This window comes from Rhizobium ecuadorense, assembly GCF_001187535.1.
In the GTDB taxonomy this organism is placed as follows: domain Bacteria; phylum Pseudomonadota; class Alphaproteobacteria; order Rhizobiales; family Rhizobiaceae; genus Rhizobium; species Rhizobium ecuadorense.
Map to the genome: position 1 here is coordinate 60,655 of NZ_LFIO01001733.1, position 14,066 is coordinate 74,720.

The 14,066-nt window shown below is 62.4% G+C and carries 16 protein-coding genes; 7 read left to right on the plus strand and 9 right to left on the minus strand.

Annotated features, from left to right (window positions below; genetic code table 11):
- The first annotated feature begins 52 nt into the window (after positions 1-52).
- On the plus strand, positions 53-712 hold the full coding sequence (locus AF337_RS33510) for a class I SAM-dependent methyltransferase (protein ID WP_049735424.1): 660 nt from the start codon (positions 53-55) through the stop codon (positions 710-712).
- A gap of 18 nt (positions 713-730) precedes the next feature.
- Here AF337_RS33510 and AF337_RS33515 read toward each other — a convergent pair whose 3' ends face one another.
- Genes AF337_RS33515 through AF337_RS33535 form a run of 5 tightly spaced genes read right to left on the minus strand, consistent with a single transcriptional unit; the run spans position 731 to position 6,189 of the window.
- Positions 731-1,954 (minus strand): molybdopterin molybdotransferase MoeA, encoded by a 1,224-nt coding sequence (locus AF337_RS33515; protein WP_049735425.1) that lies wholly within the window; start codon positions 1,952-1,954, stop codon positions 731-733.
- On the minus strand, positions 1,951-2,448 hold the full coding sequence (gene moaC / locus AF337_RS33520) for a cyclic pyranopterin monophosphate synthase MoaC (RefSeq protein ID WP_049735426.1): 498 nt from the start codon (positions 2,446-2,448) through the stop codon (positions 1,951-1,953). The genes AF337_RS33515 and moaC overlap by 4 nt, the downstream gene beginning before the upstream one ends.
- 1 nt (position 2,449) lies before the next feature.
- Positions 2,450-3,262 (minus strand): indole-3-glycerol phosphate synthase TrpC, encoded by an 813-nt coding sequence (gene trpC, locus AF337_RS33525; RefSeq protein ID WP_049735427.1) that lies wholly within the window; start codon positions 3,260-3,262, stop codon positions 2,450-2,452.
- 9 nt (positions 3,263-3,271) lie between these two features.
- The gene (gene trpD, locus AF337_RS33530) at positions 3,272-4,288 is read right to left on the minus strand and encodes an anthranilate phosphoribosyltransferase (RefSeq protein WP_049735428.1); all 1,017 of its coding nucleotides are present in this window, start codon (positions 4,286-4,288) and stop codon (positions 3,272-3,274) included.
- Between the two features lie 8 nt (positions 4,289-4,296).
- On the minus strand, positions 4,297-6,189 hold the full coding sequence (locus AF337_RS33535) for a peptidylprolyl isomerase (RefSeq protein WP_049735429.1): 1,893 nt from the start codon (positions 6,187-6,189) through the stop codon (positions 4,297-4,299).
- Positions 6,190-6,408: 219 nt separating this feature from the next.
- On the opposite strand from AF337_RS33535, the gene AF337_RS33540 reads away from it, so the two are divergent.
- Positions 6,409-6,690: a hypothetical protein gene (locus tag AF337_RS33540; protein ID WP_003573046.1), complete on the plus strand. Its 282-nt coding sequence runs from the start codon at positions 6,409-6,411 to the stop codon at positions 6,688-6,690.
- 76 nt (positions 6,691-6,766) lie between these two features.
- Here the strand turns inward: AF337_RS33540 and AF337_RS33545 are convergent, their stop codons facing one another.
- The gene (locus AF337_RS33545) at positions 6,767-7,021 is read right to left on the minus strand and encodes a GlsB/YeaQ/YmgE family stress response membrane protein (RefSeq protein WP_049735430.1); all 255 of its coding nucleotides are present in this window, start codon (positions 7,019-7,021) and stop codon (positions 6,767-6,769) included.
- A gap of 695 nt (positions 7,022-7,716) precedes the next feature.
- Between AF337_RS33545 and AF337_RS33550 the strand changes: the two genes are divergently transcribed.
- The 3 genes from AF337_RS33550 to AF337_RS33560 all read left to right on the plus strand — a co-directional run bounded on the left by AF337_RS33550 (position 7,717) and on the right by AF337_RS33560 (position 10,141).
- Positions 7,717-7,872, plus strand: coding sequence for a hypothetical protein (locus AF337_RS33550; RefSeq protein WP_003573054.1), 156 nt, complete (start codon positions 7,717-7,719; stop codon positions 7,870-7,872).
- Between the two features lie 443 nt (positions 7,873-8,315).
- Positions 8,316-9,188: a transglutaminase family protein gene (locus AF337_RS33555; protein WP_049735431.1), complete on the plus strand. Its 873-nt coding sequence runs from the start codon at positions 8,316-8,318 to the stop codon at positions 9,186-9,188.
- A gap of 110 nt (positions 9,189-9,298) precedes the next feature.
- Positions 9,299-10,141 (plus strand): transglutaminase-like domain-containing protein, encoded by an 843-nt coding sequence (locus tag AF337_RS33560; protein WP_049735432.1) that lies wholly within the window; start codon positions 9,299-9,301, stop codon positions 10,139-10,141.
- On the opposite strand, the gene AF337_RS33565 is transcribed toward AF337_RS33560, so the two are convergent.
- Positions 10,128-10,352 (minus strand): alkylphosphonate utilization protein, encoded by a 225-nt coding sequence (locus AF337_RS33565; protein WP_010035073.1) that lies wholly within the window; start codon positions 10,350-10,352, stop codon positions 10,128-10,130. The genes AF337_RS33560 and AF337_RS33565 overlap by 14 nt on opposite strands.
- A 117-nt stretch (positions 10,353-10,469) precedes the next feature.
- Positions 10,470-11,363 carry a LysR family transcriptional regulator gene (locus AF337_RS33570; RefSeq protein ID WP_049735433.1) on the minus strand — a complete coding sequence of 298 codons (894 nt, stop codon included), beginning with the start codon at positions 11,361-11,363 and terminating at the stop codon, positions 10,470-10,472.
- A 134-nt stretch (positions 11,364-11,497) separates the two neighbouring features.
- Here AF337_RS33570 and AF337_RS33575 point away from each other — a divergent pair, with 134 nt between their 5' ends.
- Positions 11,498-12,925, plus strand: coding sequence for an MFS transporter (locus AF337_RS33575; protein WP_049735620.1), 1,428 nt, complete (start codon positions 11,498-11,500; stop codon positions 12,923-12,925).
- Positions 12,926-12,967: 42 nt separating this feature from the next.
- On the opposite strand, the gene AF337_RS33580 is transcribed toward AF337_RS33575, so the two are convergent.
- Positions 12,968-13,561 carry a hypothetical protein gene (locus AF337_RS33580; protein WP_244471362.1) on the minus strand — a complete coding sequence of 198 codons (594 nt, stop codon included), beginning with the start codon at positions 13,559-13,561 and terminating at the stop codon, positions 12,968-12,970.
- A 69-nt stretch (positions 13,562-13,630) separates the two neighbouring features.
- On the opposite strand from AF337_RS33580, the gene AF337_RS43465 reads away from it, so the two are divergent.
- Positions 13,631-13,771: a hypothetical protein gene (locus AF337_RS43465; protein ID WP_160320414.1), complete on the plus strand. Its 141-nt coding sequence runs from the start codon at positions 13,631-13,633 to the stop codon at positions 13,769-13,771.
- Positions 13,772-14,066: the final 295 nt, after the last annotated feature.

Genomic DNA, 14,066 nt, shown 5'->3' on the forward strand with positions numbered 1-14,066 from the left:
AAGATCTATTGAATCGTTGGATTTTATAGCGGGGACAGGGAGCATGACGACGATGAAACGTTCCGGACCGCCGCGTCCCGATCCGGCCGCCTTCATCCAGGTCCATCTGCCGATTTCACCCGTTCCCACCATTCCCGAAATCCTTCTTCATACGGCGGGCCCTGCGAGCGGGCTCTGGCGGCTTGCCGGCCGCGGAGAAGCCGATCCAGCGCCCTACTGGGCCTATCCCTGGGCCGGTGGCGCCGTGCTTGCCCGTCACCTGCTCGACCGGCCGGAAGTGGTCGCCGGCCGCCGCGTCGTCGATCTCGGCGCCGGCTCCGGGCTCGTCGCCATTGCGGCGGCCAAGGCCGGAGCTACCGCGGTCACGGCGGTCGATGTCGATGCCAACGCAATCACGGCAATCGGCCTCAACGCCGCAGTGAACGGCGTGAACATCCTAGCCGTCGCCGCCGATATCATCGAGGCACCGCCGCCGGAGGCGACTGATCTCCTCGTTGTCGGCGACCTGTTTTACGATTCCGCGCTTGCATTGCGAATGCTGGCTTTCCTGCGGCGTTGCCAGGCCTCCGGCATCGAGGTGCTGATTGGCGATCCCCATCGCGCCTACCTGCCGCAGGGCGCACTTCAGCGAATCGCGACGCATGCGGTTGCGGATTTCGGCGCAGGGGTCAGCGACGGGGTGGTGCAGGCGGGCGTTTTTTCCCTTTCCTGAAACAGGTGACAGCCTGAGCTATACCAGAAGATCCGGCCGCAACAGCATGACCGGGCAGGGCGCTCCGGCCGGTAGCTCCGGCGCATGCGGCGGGCGAATGATGAGGCAATCGGCTTGCGCGAAGATCTTCATCATCGAGGAATCCTGTTTGCCGAAGGGTTCGGCCAGCCAGTTTCCGGCGGCGGATTTCGAGAGTTTCGACCTGATATAGTCCTGGCGGTGGTCGTTGGCGCGTAGCGTCACGGCTGCCTCCACCATTGCCTCGCGCTGCACCGGCGGCAGGGAAGCGAGTTTACGGATCAGCGGCTCCAGGAACAACAGGGCGCAGACCAAGCTCGAGACCGGATTGCCGGGCAGGCCGAGCACATGGGTCTCGCCGAAGCTGCCGACCATCAGCGGTTTGCCGGGGCGCATGGCGATACGCCAGAAGTCCAGCTGCATGCCGGCCTCGATCAGCGTTGCCTGCACCAGGTCATGGTCGCCGACCGAAGCGCCGCCGAGTGTGACGATGACGTCGGCCTTGGCGTCTCGCGCCGCGTCGATCGCCGCCGTGATCCTGGTCTTATCATCAGGCACGATGCCGAGATCGAGCACGTCGGCGCCGGCTTTGTGGGCAAGGGCTGCGATACCGAACGTATTGGATGCGATGATCTGCGAAGGGCCGGGCGTGCTTCCGGGCGGCAGCAGTTCGTCGCCGGTTGCGAGGATGGCGATCAGCGGGCGTTTGAGGACCTCGACATCGGGCCGGTTCATGCCGGCAGCAACCGTCAGCCGCGAGAAATCCAGCACGCTGCCGGCCGACAGCACGGTTTCGCCTTCGGCAAAATCCTGGCCGCGGGGACGCACATGCTGGCCCAGCCGAACCGGGAAATTGGTGCGGATGCCGCCTTCGATCTTCTCGGCATCCTCCTGTAGCAGGACGCTGTCGGCGCCTGACGGAACCGGTGCGCCGGTGAAGATGCGGACGGCCTCGCCCTTGCCGACGCTTGCTTCAAAGGCATGGCCGGCTGAAGATGTGCCGATGACCTTCAGTACGGCGCCCGGCTCCGGCGCATCGTCACGGCGCAGCGCATAACCATCCATGGCCGAGGCATCGAAGGGCGGTTGGGTTATCCCGGCCTTGAGATCGACGGCCAGCACGCGGCCTTCAACCTCGGCGAGCGGCAACGTTTCCGATACCGCGACTGGCCTTGCGCGGGAGAGCAGTCGGCTCAGGGCCTCGGTGACCGGGAGAAGGTTCATCTCGCCTCCGGATGACGGAAATCGCCTGATTTGCCACCGGATTTTTCCAGCAGCCGGATGCCGCCGATCTCCATTGCCTTGTCGGCGGCCTTGGCCATGTCGTAGATCGTAAGGCAGGCGACCGAGACGGCGGTCAGCGCCTCCATCTCGACACCGGTCTTGCCGGTCAGCTTTGCGGTTGCCGTGACCCGCAGGCCGGGCAGGGCGGCGTCTTCCTCGATCTCTAACGTGACCTTGGTCAGCATCAGCGGATGGCAGAGCGGGATGAGATCGGCGGTGCGTTTGGCCGCCATGATGCCGGCAAGGCGGGCGGTGCCGATCACATCGCCCTTCTTGGCATTGCCTTGGCGGATCAGCGCCAGCGTTTCCGCCGCCATCTTCACATGGCCCTCGGCCGTGGCGATGCGCACCGTCTCGGCCTTGTCGGAAACATCGACCATATGCGCCTCGCCTGAGGCATCGATATGGGTGAGGCCGGGCTTTCCGCCGCTCATATCATTCGGCCGCGATGGCGGTTTCGCCGAAGAGCAGCGCGTGGGTGGCGGCCGTCACGTCATCCTTTCGCATCAGGCTTTCGCCGACAAGGAAGGTGCTGATATCGACGACCTGCAGGCGCTTGCAATCGGCATGGGTGAAGATGCCGCTTTCGCCGATGAGGAGCCTGTCTGCCGGAACCATTGAAGCAAGCGTCTCGCTGACTGTCAGGCTGACCTCGAAGGTGCGCAGATTGCGGTTGTTGATGCCGATGAGAGGCGAGGACAGTTTTAGCGCCCGCTCCATCTCCTCGGCGTCGTGGACCTCGACCAGCACGTCCATGCCGAGCGAGAAAGCTTCGTCCTGCAGCCGCTCCGCATCATCGTCGCTCAGCGACGCCATGATGAGCAGAATGCAGTCAGCTCCCCAGGCGCGCGCCTCATGCACCTGGTAGGTCTCGAACATGAAATCCTTGCGCAAAGCGGGCAGCGCGCAGGCGGCCCGCGCCGCCGTCAAAAATTCCGGCGCGCCCTGAAAGCTCGGCGTGTCGGTCAGCACGGAAAGGCATGCCGCGCCACCGGCTTCATAGGCCTTTGCCAGCGCCGGCGGATCGAAATCCGGGCGGATCAGCCCCTTGGACGGGCTTGCCTTCTTGATTTCGGCGATCAGACCGAAATGGCCGGCGTTACGCTTGGCCGTGAGCGCGTTGTAAAAACCGCGAGGCGCGGACTGGCCGGCCTGCATCGCCTTCAGGTCGGCAAGCGGCACCGCAGCCTTGGCGGCGGCGATCTCCTCGCGCTTGTAAAGTTCGATCTTCTTCAGGATATCGGTCATCGGGCAATCCTAGTCGATATCGTTGGAAACGGCGATGAGTTTGTCGAGGGCGAGCGCGGTGGCGCCGCTATCGAGCGACTGTGCCGCAAGCGTCATGCCGTCGCGAATGGTTTCGACCTTGCCGGCGATGACGAGCGAGGCCGCAGAATTGGCGAGCGAAATATCGCGATAGGCGTTCTTCGCGCCGCTGAGCACCTCGCGAAGTGCTGCGGCATTGGCAACACCGTCGCCGCCCTTGATGTCGGCGAGCACGCAAGGGCTGACGCCGAAATCGGCCGGCGACAGCTCGAAAGTGCGAATCTTGCCGTCTTCGAGCGCGGCAACCTGGGTGATACCGGTCGTGGTGATTTCGTCGAGGCCGTCGCCATGAACCACCCAGACGCATTCGGAGCCGAGATCGCGCATGACTTCGGCAAGCGGCACCAGCCATTGCGGAGAGAAGACGCCGAGCAGCTGGCGGCGGACGCCGGCCGGACTGGAAAGGGGCCCCAACAGGTTGAAAATGGTGCGGGTGCCGAGTTCGACGCGGGAGGGGCCGACATGGCGCATGGCGGAATGATGAAGCTGGGCGAACATGAAGCCGACGCCGGCCTCAGCGATGCAGCGGGAGATGACCTCGGGACCGACATCGAGCTTGACGCCGAGTGCGGCGAGATTGTCCGCCGCGCCCGATTTCGAGCTCAGCGCCCGGTTGCCGTGTTTTGCGACGGGGACGCCGGCGCCGGCAACGATCAGCGCCGCCAGCGTCGAGATATTGTAGGTGCCGCTGGCATCGCCACCGGTGCCGACGATGTCGATCGCATCGGCCGGCGCTTCGACGGTCAGCATCTTCGAGCGCATCGCGGTGACGGCGCCGACGATCTCGTCGACGGTTTCGCCGCGCACGCGCAGCGCCATCAGGAAGCCGCCGATCTGCGAGGGCGTCGCCTGGCCCGACATGAGGATGTCGAAGGCGGCGCGCGCCTCGTCACGCGTCAGCGGCTCGCGGCTTGCGGCCTTGGCCAGGAACGGCTTCAGATCGGTCATAAGGCCTCCTAGCGAAGCGTCGCCTGTTCAGCGAGTGTCTGGTTGATCTGCGCGCCGTACTGCGTCTGCAGCAGGTTGACCATCTGATCGAGAATATCGTCGCCGGCGGCATTGGCCATGGCAGTGATCTGGGCATCGCGGTTGTTCAGCGCGTCGCTGGTCGGCTCGCTGTTGACCTCGGTGACCTTCATCAGGATCTGCGTCGAGGGATCGGCGCCGACGGCGCTCGCGACCGCATCGATCGGGCCGGAGAAGGCGGCGGTGACGCCGGCGCGGCCAAGCACCGGATCATCGGTGGAGCGGGTGACGCCGCTCTTGCTTTCGACGGCGATGCCGAGCGGCGCTGCAATATCGGCAAGCGCGGTGCCCTTGGCGGCTTCAACCTTCAATGCTTCGGCTTTCTTGGCGAGTTCGGCCTTCTGCTGTTCCGCCGTCCAGTCCTCGACCGCCTTTTCGCGGACCTCGGTGACCGGGCGCTCGCGGGTCGGGGTAATTTCGCGGACGTTGAACCAGACATAGCCGTCATTGCCGATCGGCAGCGGCGACGCATCGACGCCGACCTCGGTCTTGAAGGCCTCGGCGAGCAGCTGCTGCTTGACGGGAATATCCTTGACCTCTTTGCCGTCCTTGTCGGCGCCGGTCATATCGACGGCGTCGACGTTGACGGCCTTCAGCTTCAGCTGGCCGGCGATATCCTCCAGCGTGGCGCCGCCGGCGCGCAGATCCTCGATGCGGTCATGAACATTGATCACTTCCTGCGAGGCATTGGAAAGCGCCAGCTGCTTGCGGATGTCCTCCTTCACCTCGTCGAAATTCCGGGTGGTTTCCGGCTTGATGTTGGTGATGCGCAGGATGACGGAGCCGAAGGAGCCATCGACGACAGGTGTCGTGCCGCCATCCTTCGAAACTGCGAAGGCCGCATCGGCAACGGCCTGGTCGGGAACCTTGTCCTTGGTGAATTCGCCGAGCAGTACGTCGCTTGCCGTCTTGCCCTGGTCGGAGACCAGCTGGTCGAAGCTGGTACCGCCCTTCAGCGCCGTTTCGGCGGCGACGGCAAGATCCTTGCTGGCAAAGCTCAGCTGTTCGATGGTGCGGCTTTCCGGCGTGCGGTAGGTATCCTTGCTCTTGTCGAAGGCTTCGTGGATCTGGTCGTCCGTGACGGTCGCGGCGTCGGCGATATCGGCGGGCTGCAGCGAGAGATAGACAAGCTTGCGGTACTCAGGCGCCTGGTATCGCTGCTTGACGCCGTCGAACCACGTCGCCAGCACGTCGTCGGCAGGTGCCTTGATCGGTTCGATATTGGCGTTGGTGAGCAGCAGATAGTCGATGCTGCGGTTTTCATTGCCATAGAGCTTCAGAGCGTCGATCAGCGTCTTCGGGGCGGTGAAGCCGTTCGAAATGGCATCGACGAGCTGGCTGCGGACGGCGACCTTGCTGCGCTCCTTGATGTAATCGTCCTGGCGGATATTGGCATTGCGCAGGCGCGAGACGAAGAGCTCGCGGTCGAACTTGCCGTTGACGGCCTTGAAAGCCGGATCGTCGGCGATCAGCTGGGCGAGGCGGTCTTCGGACAGGCCGAGGTTCATGTCTTCGGCGAGTTGGTCGAGCGAGGCGCCGGCAACGAGTTGGGCGAGCACCTGCTGCTCGACGCCGAAGGCGCGGGCCTGTTCCGGGGTGAGACGCATGCCGAATTGCTGGCCGAGGCTTGCCACCTGGCGCTGATAAGCGAGGTGGAATTCGTTGACGTCCACATGCTGATCGCCGACGGTCACGACCGTGGTGCTGTTGCCGCCCGACAAGAGCTGATGCGACACGCCCCAGGCGCCGAAGGAGACGACGAGGAGAAGCAGGAGCAGCTTGGCAACCCAGGTCTGAGCAGCTCTTCTCAGGATATGGAACATGGAAACGCAAACCTCGCAGTATCATTGAGCCGCGCGCGGGCGGACATTCGACGTTCCTTAAAACAAACCCGACAGGAAATGAAGGGTTTGTCGCGCGAAAAGCTGCACAAGCGCGCCGCTTATCCGCGGCGGCTTTGCGGCCAACAAAAGATCGGTTGCGGCGGAACCTTTCGGGCCGTCATTTCGTTGAAGCGGCATCCCATGCAACAGGAGCAGACCATGGCTGAATTGAAAACCGCTTCCGCCGAATCCACCGCTGCGCGCGTCAAGGCTGATATGGCAGCAGACGACCTGTCGGCGCAGGTCGCAGCCCTTCGCAACGATCTCTCCCGGCTGACGGAAAGCGTGGTCGCGCTCGGGCAGGGAGCAAAGTCGGCGGTTACCGACGAGGCGTCGCTGATGACGGAACAGTTGCGCGACAAGGTTCGTGAAGAGCCGCTCATGGCGCTCGCGGTGACGGCAGGCATCGCCTATGTTTTTGGCCTGCTGAGCCGCCGCTGACAGACAATTGGGGAAAGAGAAAAGCCGGACGCGAAGCGCGCCCGGCTTTTAATTGTGTCTGCTGCATCAGCGGCGATCAGCGGCGAATGGCGCGGCCGACGAAAATCAGAATGCAGGCACCGACGAAGCCGGTGATCAGATAACCCAGCCAACCGGCCAGCGGCTGGATGTGCAACAGACCCAGGATCCAGTTGGCGACGATGGCGCCGACGATGCCGAGCAATATGTTCATGAGCAAACCCATGTTGCTGCTCATGGCTTTTTCCGCCAGCCATCCGGCGACGCCACCGATGATGATGGCTGCAATCCAACCCACGCCTGCGTTTTCCATGGTTATCTCCCTCCTGGCAAAACGAGTCACAGAATGCACGAAACGAAAGGAAGTTCCACTCCCAGTTACGAGATTGCCTGCCGGTTCAACAACTTATGTGACTTACGGCTGCAGCATGGTCACGGGCGAGTGCAACGCGTAGGAAGCAATCTGGAACAACAGGCCGGCAATGGCAAGCATTGCGAATCCCAACGGCATGATTAGGCTTTTCGTAAACATTGTTCTTCTCCCCTTTGCATGAAGCATAAGCGGAAGAGAACGGCGCGCAAGTATATTGTTAATGAATAGTTAAGTATGGCATTTAGTTAAAGTTTAATACATCTATTTACGTCGGAGTACTTGTAGAACTTGAAAGATTTATCGTTTGTTATTTCTGAGTGCACGGGCGAGGACGCGTGTTGATGCGCTCGGCCCTGTCTCGGCGGTTTGTGGAAGGTGACTGGCGGAAGGTGATTGGCGACCGGCACCTCTACGTCCGGTGAACAACGAGCATGAAGACGAGGAAGGACGCTGTCGCAACGGTCGCAGCGAAGGCAATCTGATAATCCATGTCATGGTACCTCGGTTGGCTGGCTTCCATAAACGCCGGTCGCGCCATAGAGTTCCCTATGCCGTTCGCGCTGAACGCCGGTGGATTGATTTTGCCGGGGAATGCATCATCTTTCCCTTATCGCCAATCCATCCGGGGGAACTTGATGTCAAAAGCCGCAATCGCCGTCGCCTGCATCTGCCTGCTCACACTTTCCGGCTGCGGCAACACCGCATACGGGCTGAAGAAGGATGGACAAGAGGCGAGCCACGCCATGGACAATGCGACGCATCGGGTGCTTTCCGCCGGCGCCAAGAAGTAAGGAACGTGAGAAGACTCACCGCGAAAAAAGCCCGCCTGGGGTGAGGCGGGCTCGCAATAACAGGAGGAATGGACGGATAGACGCCGTCTCTGCTAATGAAGCATTTCCTAAAGCGTGTGGCTTTACGTCATTCGACGTATCCGCCGCCGTTCCGGCAGCAGCCTATACGATCAGGCTTCGGAATCGGATCAGAAGTTGCCCCAGTTCTGGGCGCGGGCACGGGCGCGAATAATCCGATATTCGCGACCGCCATAGAGCGAGCCGATTGTCAGCATAAGCGTCAGAACGTCCCAGATGATATGCATTTTATCCTCTTAGGTTGGACGGCTCTGCCGTCGATCGGTTGATGCAGAATAACAATCTTTCGAATGTGCTTATATGACAAGAAATCGGGATAAGCGGGAAGCGGGACGGGCGCGTCTCACGCGGAGGAATGGCGGCCTATGACGATATTCTCCGTCCGCCACATCACGTCCTATCGTTACGTCAGGGATGTCGATTTCGGCGAGCATCGTTTGATGTTCCGGCCGCGCGACAGTTTTGACCAGCGGCTGATCGAGGCGTCGTTGACGATATATCCTGAGGAAAGTCATGTGCGCTGGATCCACGATGTTTTCGGCAATTGCGTGGCGCTCATCGATATTTCGAGGCCGGCGTCCGAGCTTCGTTTCGAAACCTGGATCACGCTCGATCATACGCCCCAGGTTGCCCTCGACCTCAAGGTGGACGATCAGGCCCTGACCTATCCGTTCTCCTACGACAAGGACGAGATTGCCGATCTGACGCCGGCGATGCAGCGCCACTATCCCGACCCGGGCGACGAGGTCGGACGCTGGGCGCGCCGGTTCGTGCGCCAGGGGCGTCCGACGGAGACCGGACATATGCTGATGACGCTCTGTTACGCCATTCGCGAAAGCTTCGTCTATGCGCGTCGGATGGAGCATGGAACGCAGACGCCGCTGCAGACTTTGCAGCTTCGCTCCGGCACCTGCCGGGATTTCGCGCTGCTGATGATGGAGGCGGCACGCGTCCTCGGCCTCGCGGCGCGGTTCGTCACTGGCTATGTCTATGTTCCCGACCGGGACGGCTCCACTGTGCTCGGCGGCGGTTCCACCCATGCCTGGTGTCAGGTTTATCTTCCCGGCGCCGGCTGGGCGGAATTCGACCCGACCAACGGGATCGTCGGCAACCGCGATCTCATTCGTGTCGCCGTCGCCCGCGATCCGCGCCAGGCGGTCCCGTTAAGCGGCAGCTATGATGGCGACGGGACGGATTTCGACAGCATGACAGTGCAGGTCAACGTCACCACGAAGTGACGTTGGACTTCCCGAGGTTTGGGCGCGGCGACAATCGCGTCTGCGGGAACCGGGCAGGACGATCGACGTTGCATAGTCACGCCATCTGTGCGGGACGCGAGGACGCCACCATGAAAATACGCGCCGGGTTTCATCTGGGCTATGAATGCATACAGCCGACGCCGATGCTGCTCGCTCTCAACATTCATCCTTCGCGCCGCGCCGATCTTCTCAGCGAGCAGGTCCTGACATTCGACCGGCCGATCGAGACCTGGGAATATACCGATGGTTTCGGCAATGCCTGCAGCCGGATCGTCGCCCCGGCTGGCGTGACGACGATCTCCACCGCGTTCGAGATTTACGACAGTGGCCAACCCGATGTCGTTCCCGACGACGCCGTCCAGCACGCGATCAACGACCTGCCGGACGAGGTTCTCGTCTTCCTGCTCGGCAGCCGCTATTGCGACACCGACAGGCTTGCCGATTTCGCCTGGGCAACCTTCTCGTCGACGCCGCTCGGCTGGGCGCGCGTCCAGGCGATCTGCGATTTCGTCCACGACCACATCACCTTCGACTACCTGAAGGCGGACCTTCTCCGGACCGCGCATGGCGGCTTCGTCGACAAGGCAGGCGTCTGCCGCGACTTTGCCCATCTCGCCATCGCGCTGTGCCGATGCATGAATATCCCAGCCCGCTATTGCACCGGCTATCTCGGCGATATCGGCGTTCCGATCGATCCCAATCCGATGGATTTCAGCGCCTGGTTCGAGGTCTTTCTCGGCGGTCACTGGCATACGGTCGATGCCCGTCACAACACGCCGCGCATCGGCCGAATCCTGATGGGAACCGGCCGCGACGCCACCGACGTCGCAATGTCGACGGCCTTCGGGCCGGCTACGCTTACCCGCTTCGAGGTCATCACCGAAGAAGTGCCGCAGGCGGCGACGGGGGAGGCCGGTCCTATGCCTTCTTGAGGAATTCCGTCTTCAGCACCAGGCCTTTGACCTGCTTGGTGTTGCACTCGATCTCGCCGGGATTGTCGGTCAGGCGAATGCCCTTGACCAATGTTCCACGCTTCAGCGTCTCGGAAGTTCCCTTGACCTTGAGGTCCTTGATCAGCGTCACGGAATCGCCGTCGTGAAGCTGGCTTCCATTGCTGTCCTTTACGATGATGTCGTCGGCCATGATGTTCCCCTCATAAATTCGCCTGATGATCTTCGGCGGGAAAATCACGTCGACACGGGATAGTCAACCATGACGAACGGATCGAACTTCCGCCCGCAGTCCTCCGCGGCCCCTCGATCACGTCGCCGCGCAGGCGTCCCGAACGCAGCCGCGCAGCCAGCGATGGGCCGGATCGGCATCCATCCGCGGATGCCAGAGCAAGGAAAGGGTGATCTCAGGGATCGGAACGGGCAGGGGAAAACTGTGCATTCCGTGGCGCAATGCGCCCGTGTGTCGTTCCGGAACACAGGCTATCAGATCCGAGGCGCGGGCGAGCGCCAGGGCCGTGGAAAATCCGCCGACGATGGTGGCAATCTGCCGTTCCAGCCCGAGCGCATTCAGAGCTTCGTCGATCGGTCCCTTGTCGAGCCCGCGCCGCGAGACGGCGATGTGCCGGCCGGCCGCATATCGGGCGGGCGTGATTTCGCCCTGGCAGAGCGGATGCCCGATGCGCACGACGCCGATGAACCGGTCGCGGAACAAGGCCTGCGCCCGCACCTCCGGTCCCATCGTTTCGCCGACGACGCCGGTTTCCAGGTCGACGCTTCCGTCGCGCAATGGGGCGCTGTCCTTATCCGGCTTCGGCACGAAGCGCAGCCGCACGCCGGGCGCTTGCCCGCTGAGGCGGGCGATAAGATCGGGTCCGAAGCTCTCGGCGAAACCCTCGCTGGCGCGCAGGGTGAACGTTCGTACCAAGCGCTTGAGATCAAGCGCTTCGGCGGGGCGCAGCACCGCTTGCGCATCCTCGACGATCCGGCCGACCCGCTCGCGCAGTTCGAGTGCCCGGGGCGTGGGTACGAGGCCGCGGCCGGCGCGCACCAGCAGCGGATCGCCCGTCGTCTCGCGCAGTCGCGCCAGCGCCCGGCTCATTGCCGACGGGCTGAGCCGCAGCCTTTGGGCGGCGCGGGCCACGCTGCCTTCGGCAAGCAGCACATCCAGGGTGGCGAGCAGGTTGAGATCGGGTGTCGACATGCATCCGATATAACATGGCTTCATATGGCGTCCAACGCACGAATAGAATGCAAATGCTGCGCGTTCCGCCATTCCAGTCGGAGGCTTATGTTTTCCGGCGGCTCCGTTTCGGGAGCGAGAAAACGGAGTCAACAGTGAAACCGATCATTGCAGAACCAGGCGAGGCCGTCGCCGAACGACCCTATTCCGTCCGCTGGGCACTCGCCAGCCTTTCTCTTTCCATGCTGCTACCATCGCTCGGCACCAGCATCGCCAATGTCGGTCTGCCAAGCCTGGCGCGGGGCTTCGACGCCGCCTTCCAGGACGTGCAGTGGATCGTGCTCGCCTATCTCCTTGCCATTACCACCCTGATCGTCAGCGTCGGGCGGCTCGGCGATGTCACCGGCCGGCGACGGCTGCTGCTCGGCGGCATCCTGCTGTTCACGCTGGCCTCGGTCCTCTGCAGCCTTGCGCCGACGCTATGGCTGATGATTGCGGCGCGCGCGCTGCAGGGTCTGGGCGCAGCGATCATGATGGCGCTGACCATGGCCTTTGTCGGTGCAGCGGTGCTGAAGGCGAGGACCGGGAGCGCCATGGGGCTGCTCGGAACGATGTCGGCGATCGGCACCGCTCTTGGGCCGTCGCTCGGCGGCCTGCTGATCGCCTGTTTCGGTTGGCCGGCGATATTCCTCGTCAACGTGCCGCTCGGCCTTACGACCTTCGTTCTCGCCTATCGTTACCTGCCTGATGATATCGGCGCACGGAAGAAGGATCCGGCCGGCTTCGATGCAGTGGGCACGCTGCTGCTTGCCCTGACGCTTTCGGCCTATGCGCTGGTGATGACGATCGGGCACGGCCGCTTTGGCCTGTTGAACCTCGCCCTGCTGCTCACAGCCGTCTTCGGCGCCGGTCTCTTCGTCTTCACCGAGGCGAGAATCGCATCGCCGTTGATCGAGTTGCCGGTGTTCCGCAATCGCGTGCTCACGGCCAGCCTGGCAATGAACGCGCTCGTTTCGACTGTGATGATGGCGACGCTGGTGGTCGCGCCTTTCTATCTCTCGCGTGCGCTCGGGCTCGGCGAAGTGCTGGTTGGAGCCGTCATGTCGATCGGTCCGGTGATTTCCATCCTCAGCGGTGTCCCGGCCGGTCGCCTGGTCGATCGCCTGGACGCGCCCTTCGTGATTGCCGCAGGGCTTGTCGCCATGGCCGCCGGCTCCAGCGCTCTCGCCGTGCTGCCCGGAATTGCCGGCTACATCGCCGGCATCGCCATGCTGACATCAGGTTATCAACTGTTCCAGGCGGCCAACAATACAGCCGTCATGGCGGATGTGCACCCCGACCAACGCGGCGTCATCTCCGGCATGCTCAACCTGTCGCGCAATCTCGGGCTGATTACCGGCGCATCCGTCATGGGGGCCGTGTTTGCGTACGGATCGGCAGCATCCGAGATCGCCGCGGCGCCTCCCGAAGCCGTGCATTCAGGCATGCAGATCACCTTCGGCGTCGCAGCCGCATTGATCGCCGTCGCGCTCACCATCGCGGGCGGGGCCTACCGGCGCCGAACCAAGTCCGAAGGAGCATGACCGCGCTCGGGCCGGATCTATCGAGCACAAGCCGTCGGGAATTCAATCTGCCTCAAGCTTACCTGTGAAGCGGTTTCGCCCGTTCCAATAGGAGCAAGCCGGACAAGCCTCGCCGACCGGATAGTCGATTCCCTCTTCGTGAGGGCAGCCAAAGATTCCATCCATCGCCGCCACCGATTTCACGTCATTGTCGCGCAGGAATGCCGCGATCTCAGCGACAACGGCGTCGTCTGTTCTGAGATCGCCGGTTTCGGCAAACCATCGGCGCAGATCGACCGGCTCCGCATGCGGCGCCGGGATAATACTGACGGCCGCCTTGGTGGCGCGGCGGTTGTCCGGACCATAGTAGGCGATCGTACCGATGGGGTAGCCGCGGATACCCCGCTTGGTCTTTTTCTCGAGCCATTTCCGTGGCTGCCACCCAATTTCATCGCACTGCTCGCCTTTCGGTGGTTTGCCATTCTGGCCCGTCTGGTTCGTGGGATACAGTCCGGCACCGAAAATATGGGTCGAGGATATCGAGCGCAAGAAACAATGGATCGGGAATATCGGCACATAGGCAAATGGTGGCGGCTCTATTCCGGGCTGACCCTTGCCGAGGCGTTTCGAATCTTCGAAACTGCCGGCGTGCTGCATCTGGTCTCATCAAGGCGGAACGCAGACTTGAGCCATCGTCCACGATGAAATCCCGGCAGCCACTTCCTCATGGACTTGAAGACGATCGCCGCGAAGAACGGCGACACCCCCGACTTCGCCCGCCGCCTGCATTCGATCTTTGAACGCCACGTTCAGAAGGGACGCTTCATCGAGCGACTGAACGCTTTCGGCTGGTCCGGCCCACAATAGGCGGAGGTGTAGCAGCAAGCATCCATTGATGCCGGCGGTCCGATTTAGAATATGCGATAAGCGATCGAATCTCAGACAAAAGTCCGATCAATCCCGGACTTCATACCCCATACCAACCCTTCGGTCGGTGCAATAGATTCGCGGGATGAGTGAAATTTCGGAGCTTTTGCTGTGACGAAGGTTATCATTGCGGGGATGATACTTGCGCCGGTCATCTTCTGGGGTTCTATCGGCATCTGGGTCTACTCGCTGCTTTCATAAGCGCGTGCGGCGACTTCAGCTGCCGATACGGATG

Excerpts from the sequence above, each read along its gene's own strand:
- AF337_RS43465 (WP_160320414.1), top strand. The coding sequence starts at position 13,631 with ATGGACTTGAAGACGATCGCCGCGAAGAACGGCGACACCCCCGACTTC.
- AF337_RS33565 (WP_010035073.1), bottom strand. The coding sequence starts at position 10,352 with ATGGCCGACGACATCATCGTAAAGGACAGCAATGGAAGCCAGCTTCAC.
- AF337_RS33515 (WP_049735425.1), bottom strand. The coding sequence starts at position 1,954 with ATGAACCTTCTCCCGGTCACCGAGGCCCTGAGCCGACTGCTCTCCCGC.
- AF337_RS33555 (WP_049735431.1), top strand. The coding sequence starts at position 8,316 with ATGACGATATTCTCCGTCCGCCACATCACGTCCTATCGTTACGTCAGG.
- AF337_RS33550 (WP_003573054.1), top strand. The coding sequence starts at position 7,717 with ATGTCAAAAGCCGCAATCGCCGTCGCCTGCATCTGCCTGCTCACACTT.
- AF337_RS33510 (WP_049735424.1), top strand. The coding sequence starts at position 53 with ATGAAACGTTCCGGACCGCCGCGTCCCGATCCGGCCGCCTTCATCCAG.
- AF337_RS33560 (WP_049735432.1), top strand. The coding sequence starts at position 9,299 with ATGAAAATACGCGCCGGGTTTCATCTGGGCTATGAATGCATACAGCCG.
- AF337_RS33540 (WP_003573046.1), top strand. The coding sequence starts at position 6,409 with ATGGCTGAATTGAAAACCGCTTCCGCCGAATCCACCGCTGCGCGCGTC.
- moaC (WP_049735426.1), bottom strand. The coding sequence starts at position 2,448 with ATGAGCGGCGGAAAGCCCGGCCTCACCCATATCGATGCCTCAGGCGAG.
- trpC (WP_049735427.1), bottom strand. The coding sequence starts at position 3,262 with ATGACCGATATCCTGAAGAAGATCGAACTTTACAAGCGCGAGGAGATC.
- AF337_RS33580 (WP_244471362.1), bottom strand. The coding sequence starts at position 13,561 with ATGCAGCACGCCGGCAGTTTCGAAGATTCGAAACGCCTCGGCAAGGGT.
- AF337_RS33570 (WP_049735433.1), bottom strand. The coding sequence starts at position 11,363 with ATGTCGACACCCGATCTCAACCTGCTCGCCACCCTGGATGTGCTGCTT.
- trpD (WP_049735428.1), bottom strand. The coding sequence starts at position 4,288 with ATGACCGATCTGAAGCCGTTCCTGGCCAAGGCCGCAAGCCGCGAGCCG.
- AF337_RS33545 (WP_049735430.1), bottom strand. The coding sequence starts at position 7,021 with ATGGAAAACGCAGGCGTGGGTTGGATTGCAGCCATCATCATCGGTGGC.
- AF337_RS33535 (WP_049735429.1), bottom strand. The coding sequence starts at position 6,189 with ATGTTCCATATCCTGAGAAGAGCTGCTCAGACCTGGGTTGCCAAGCTG.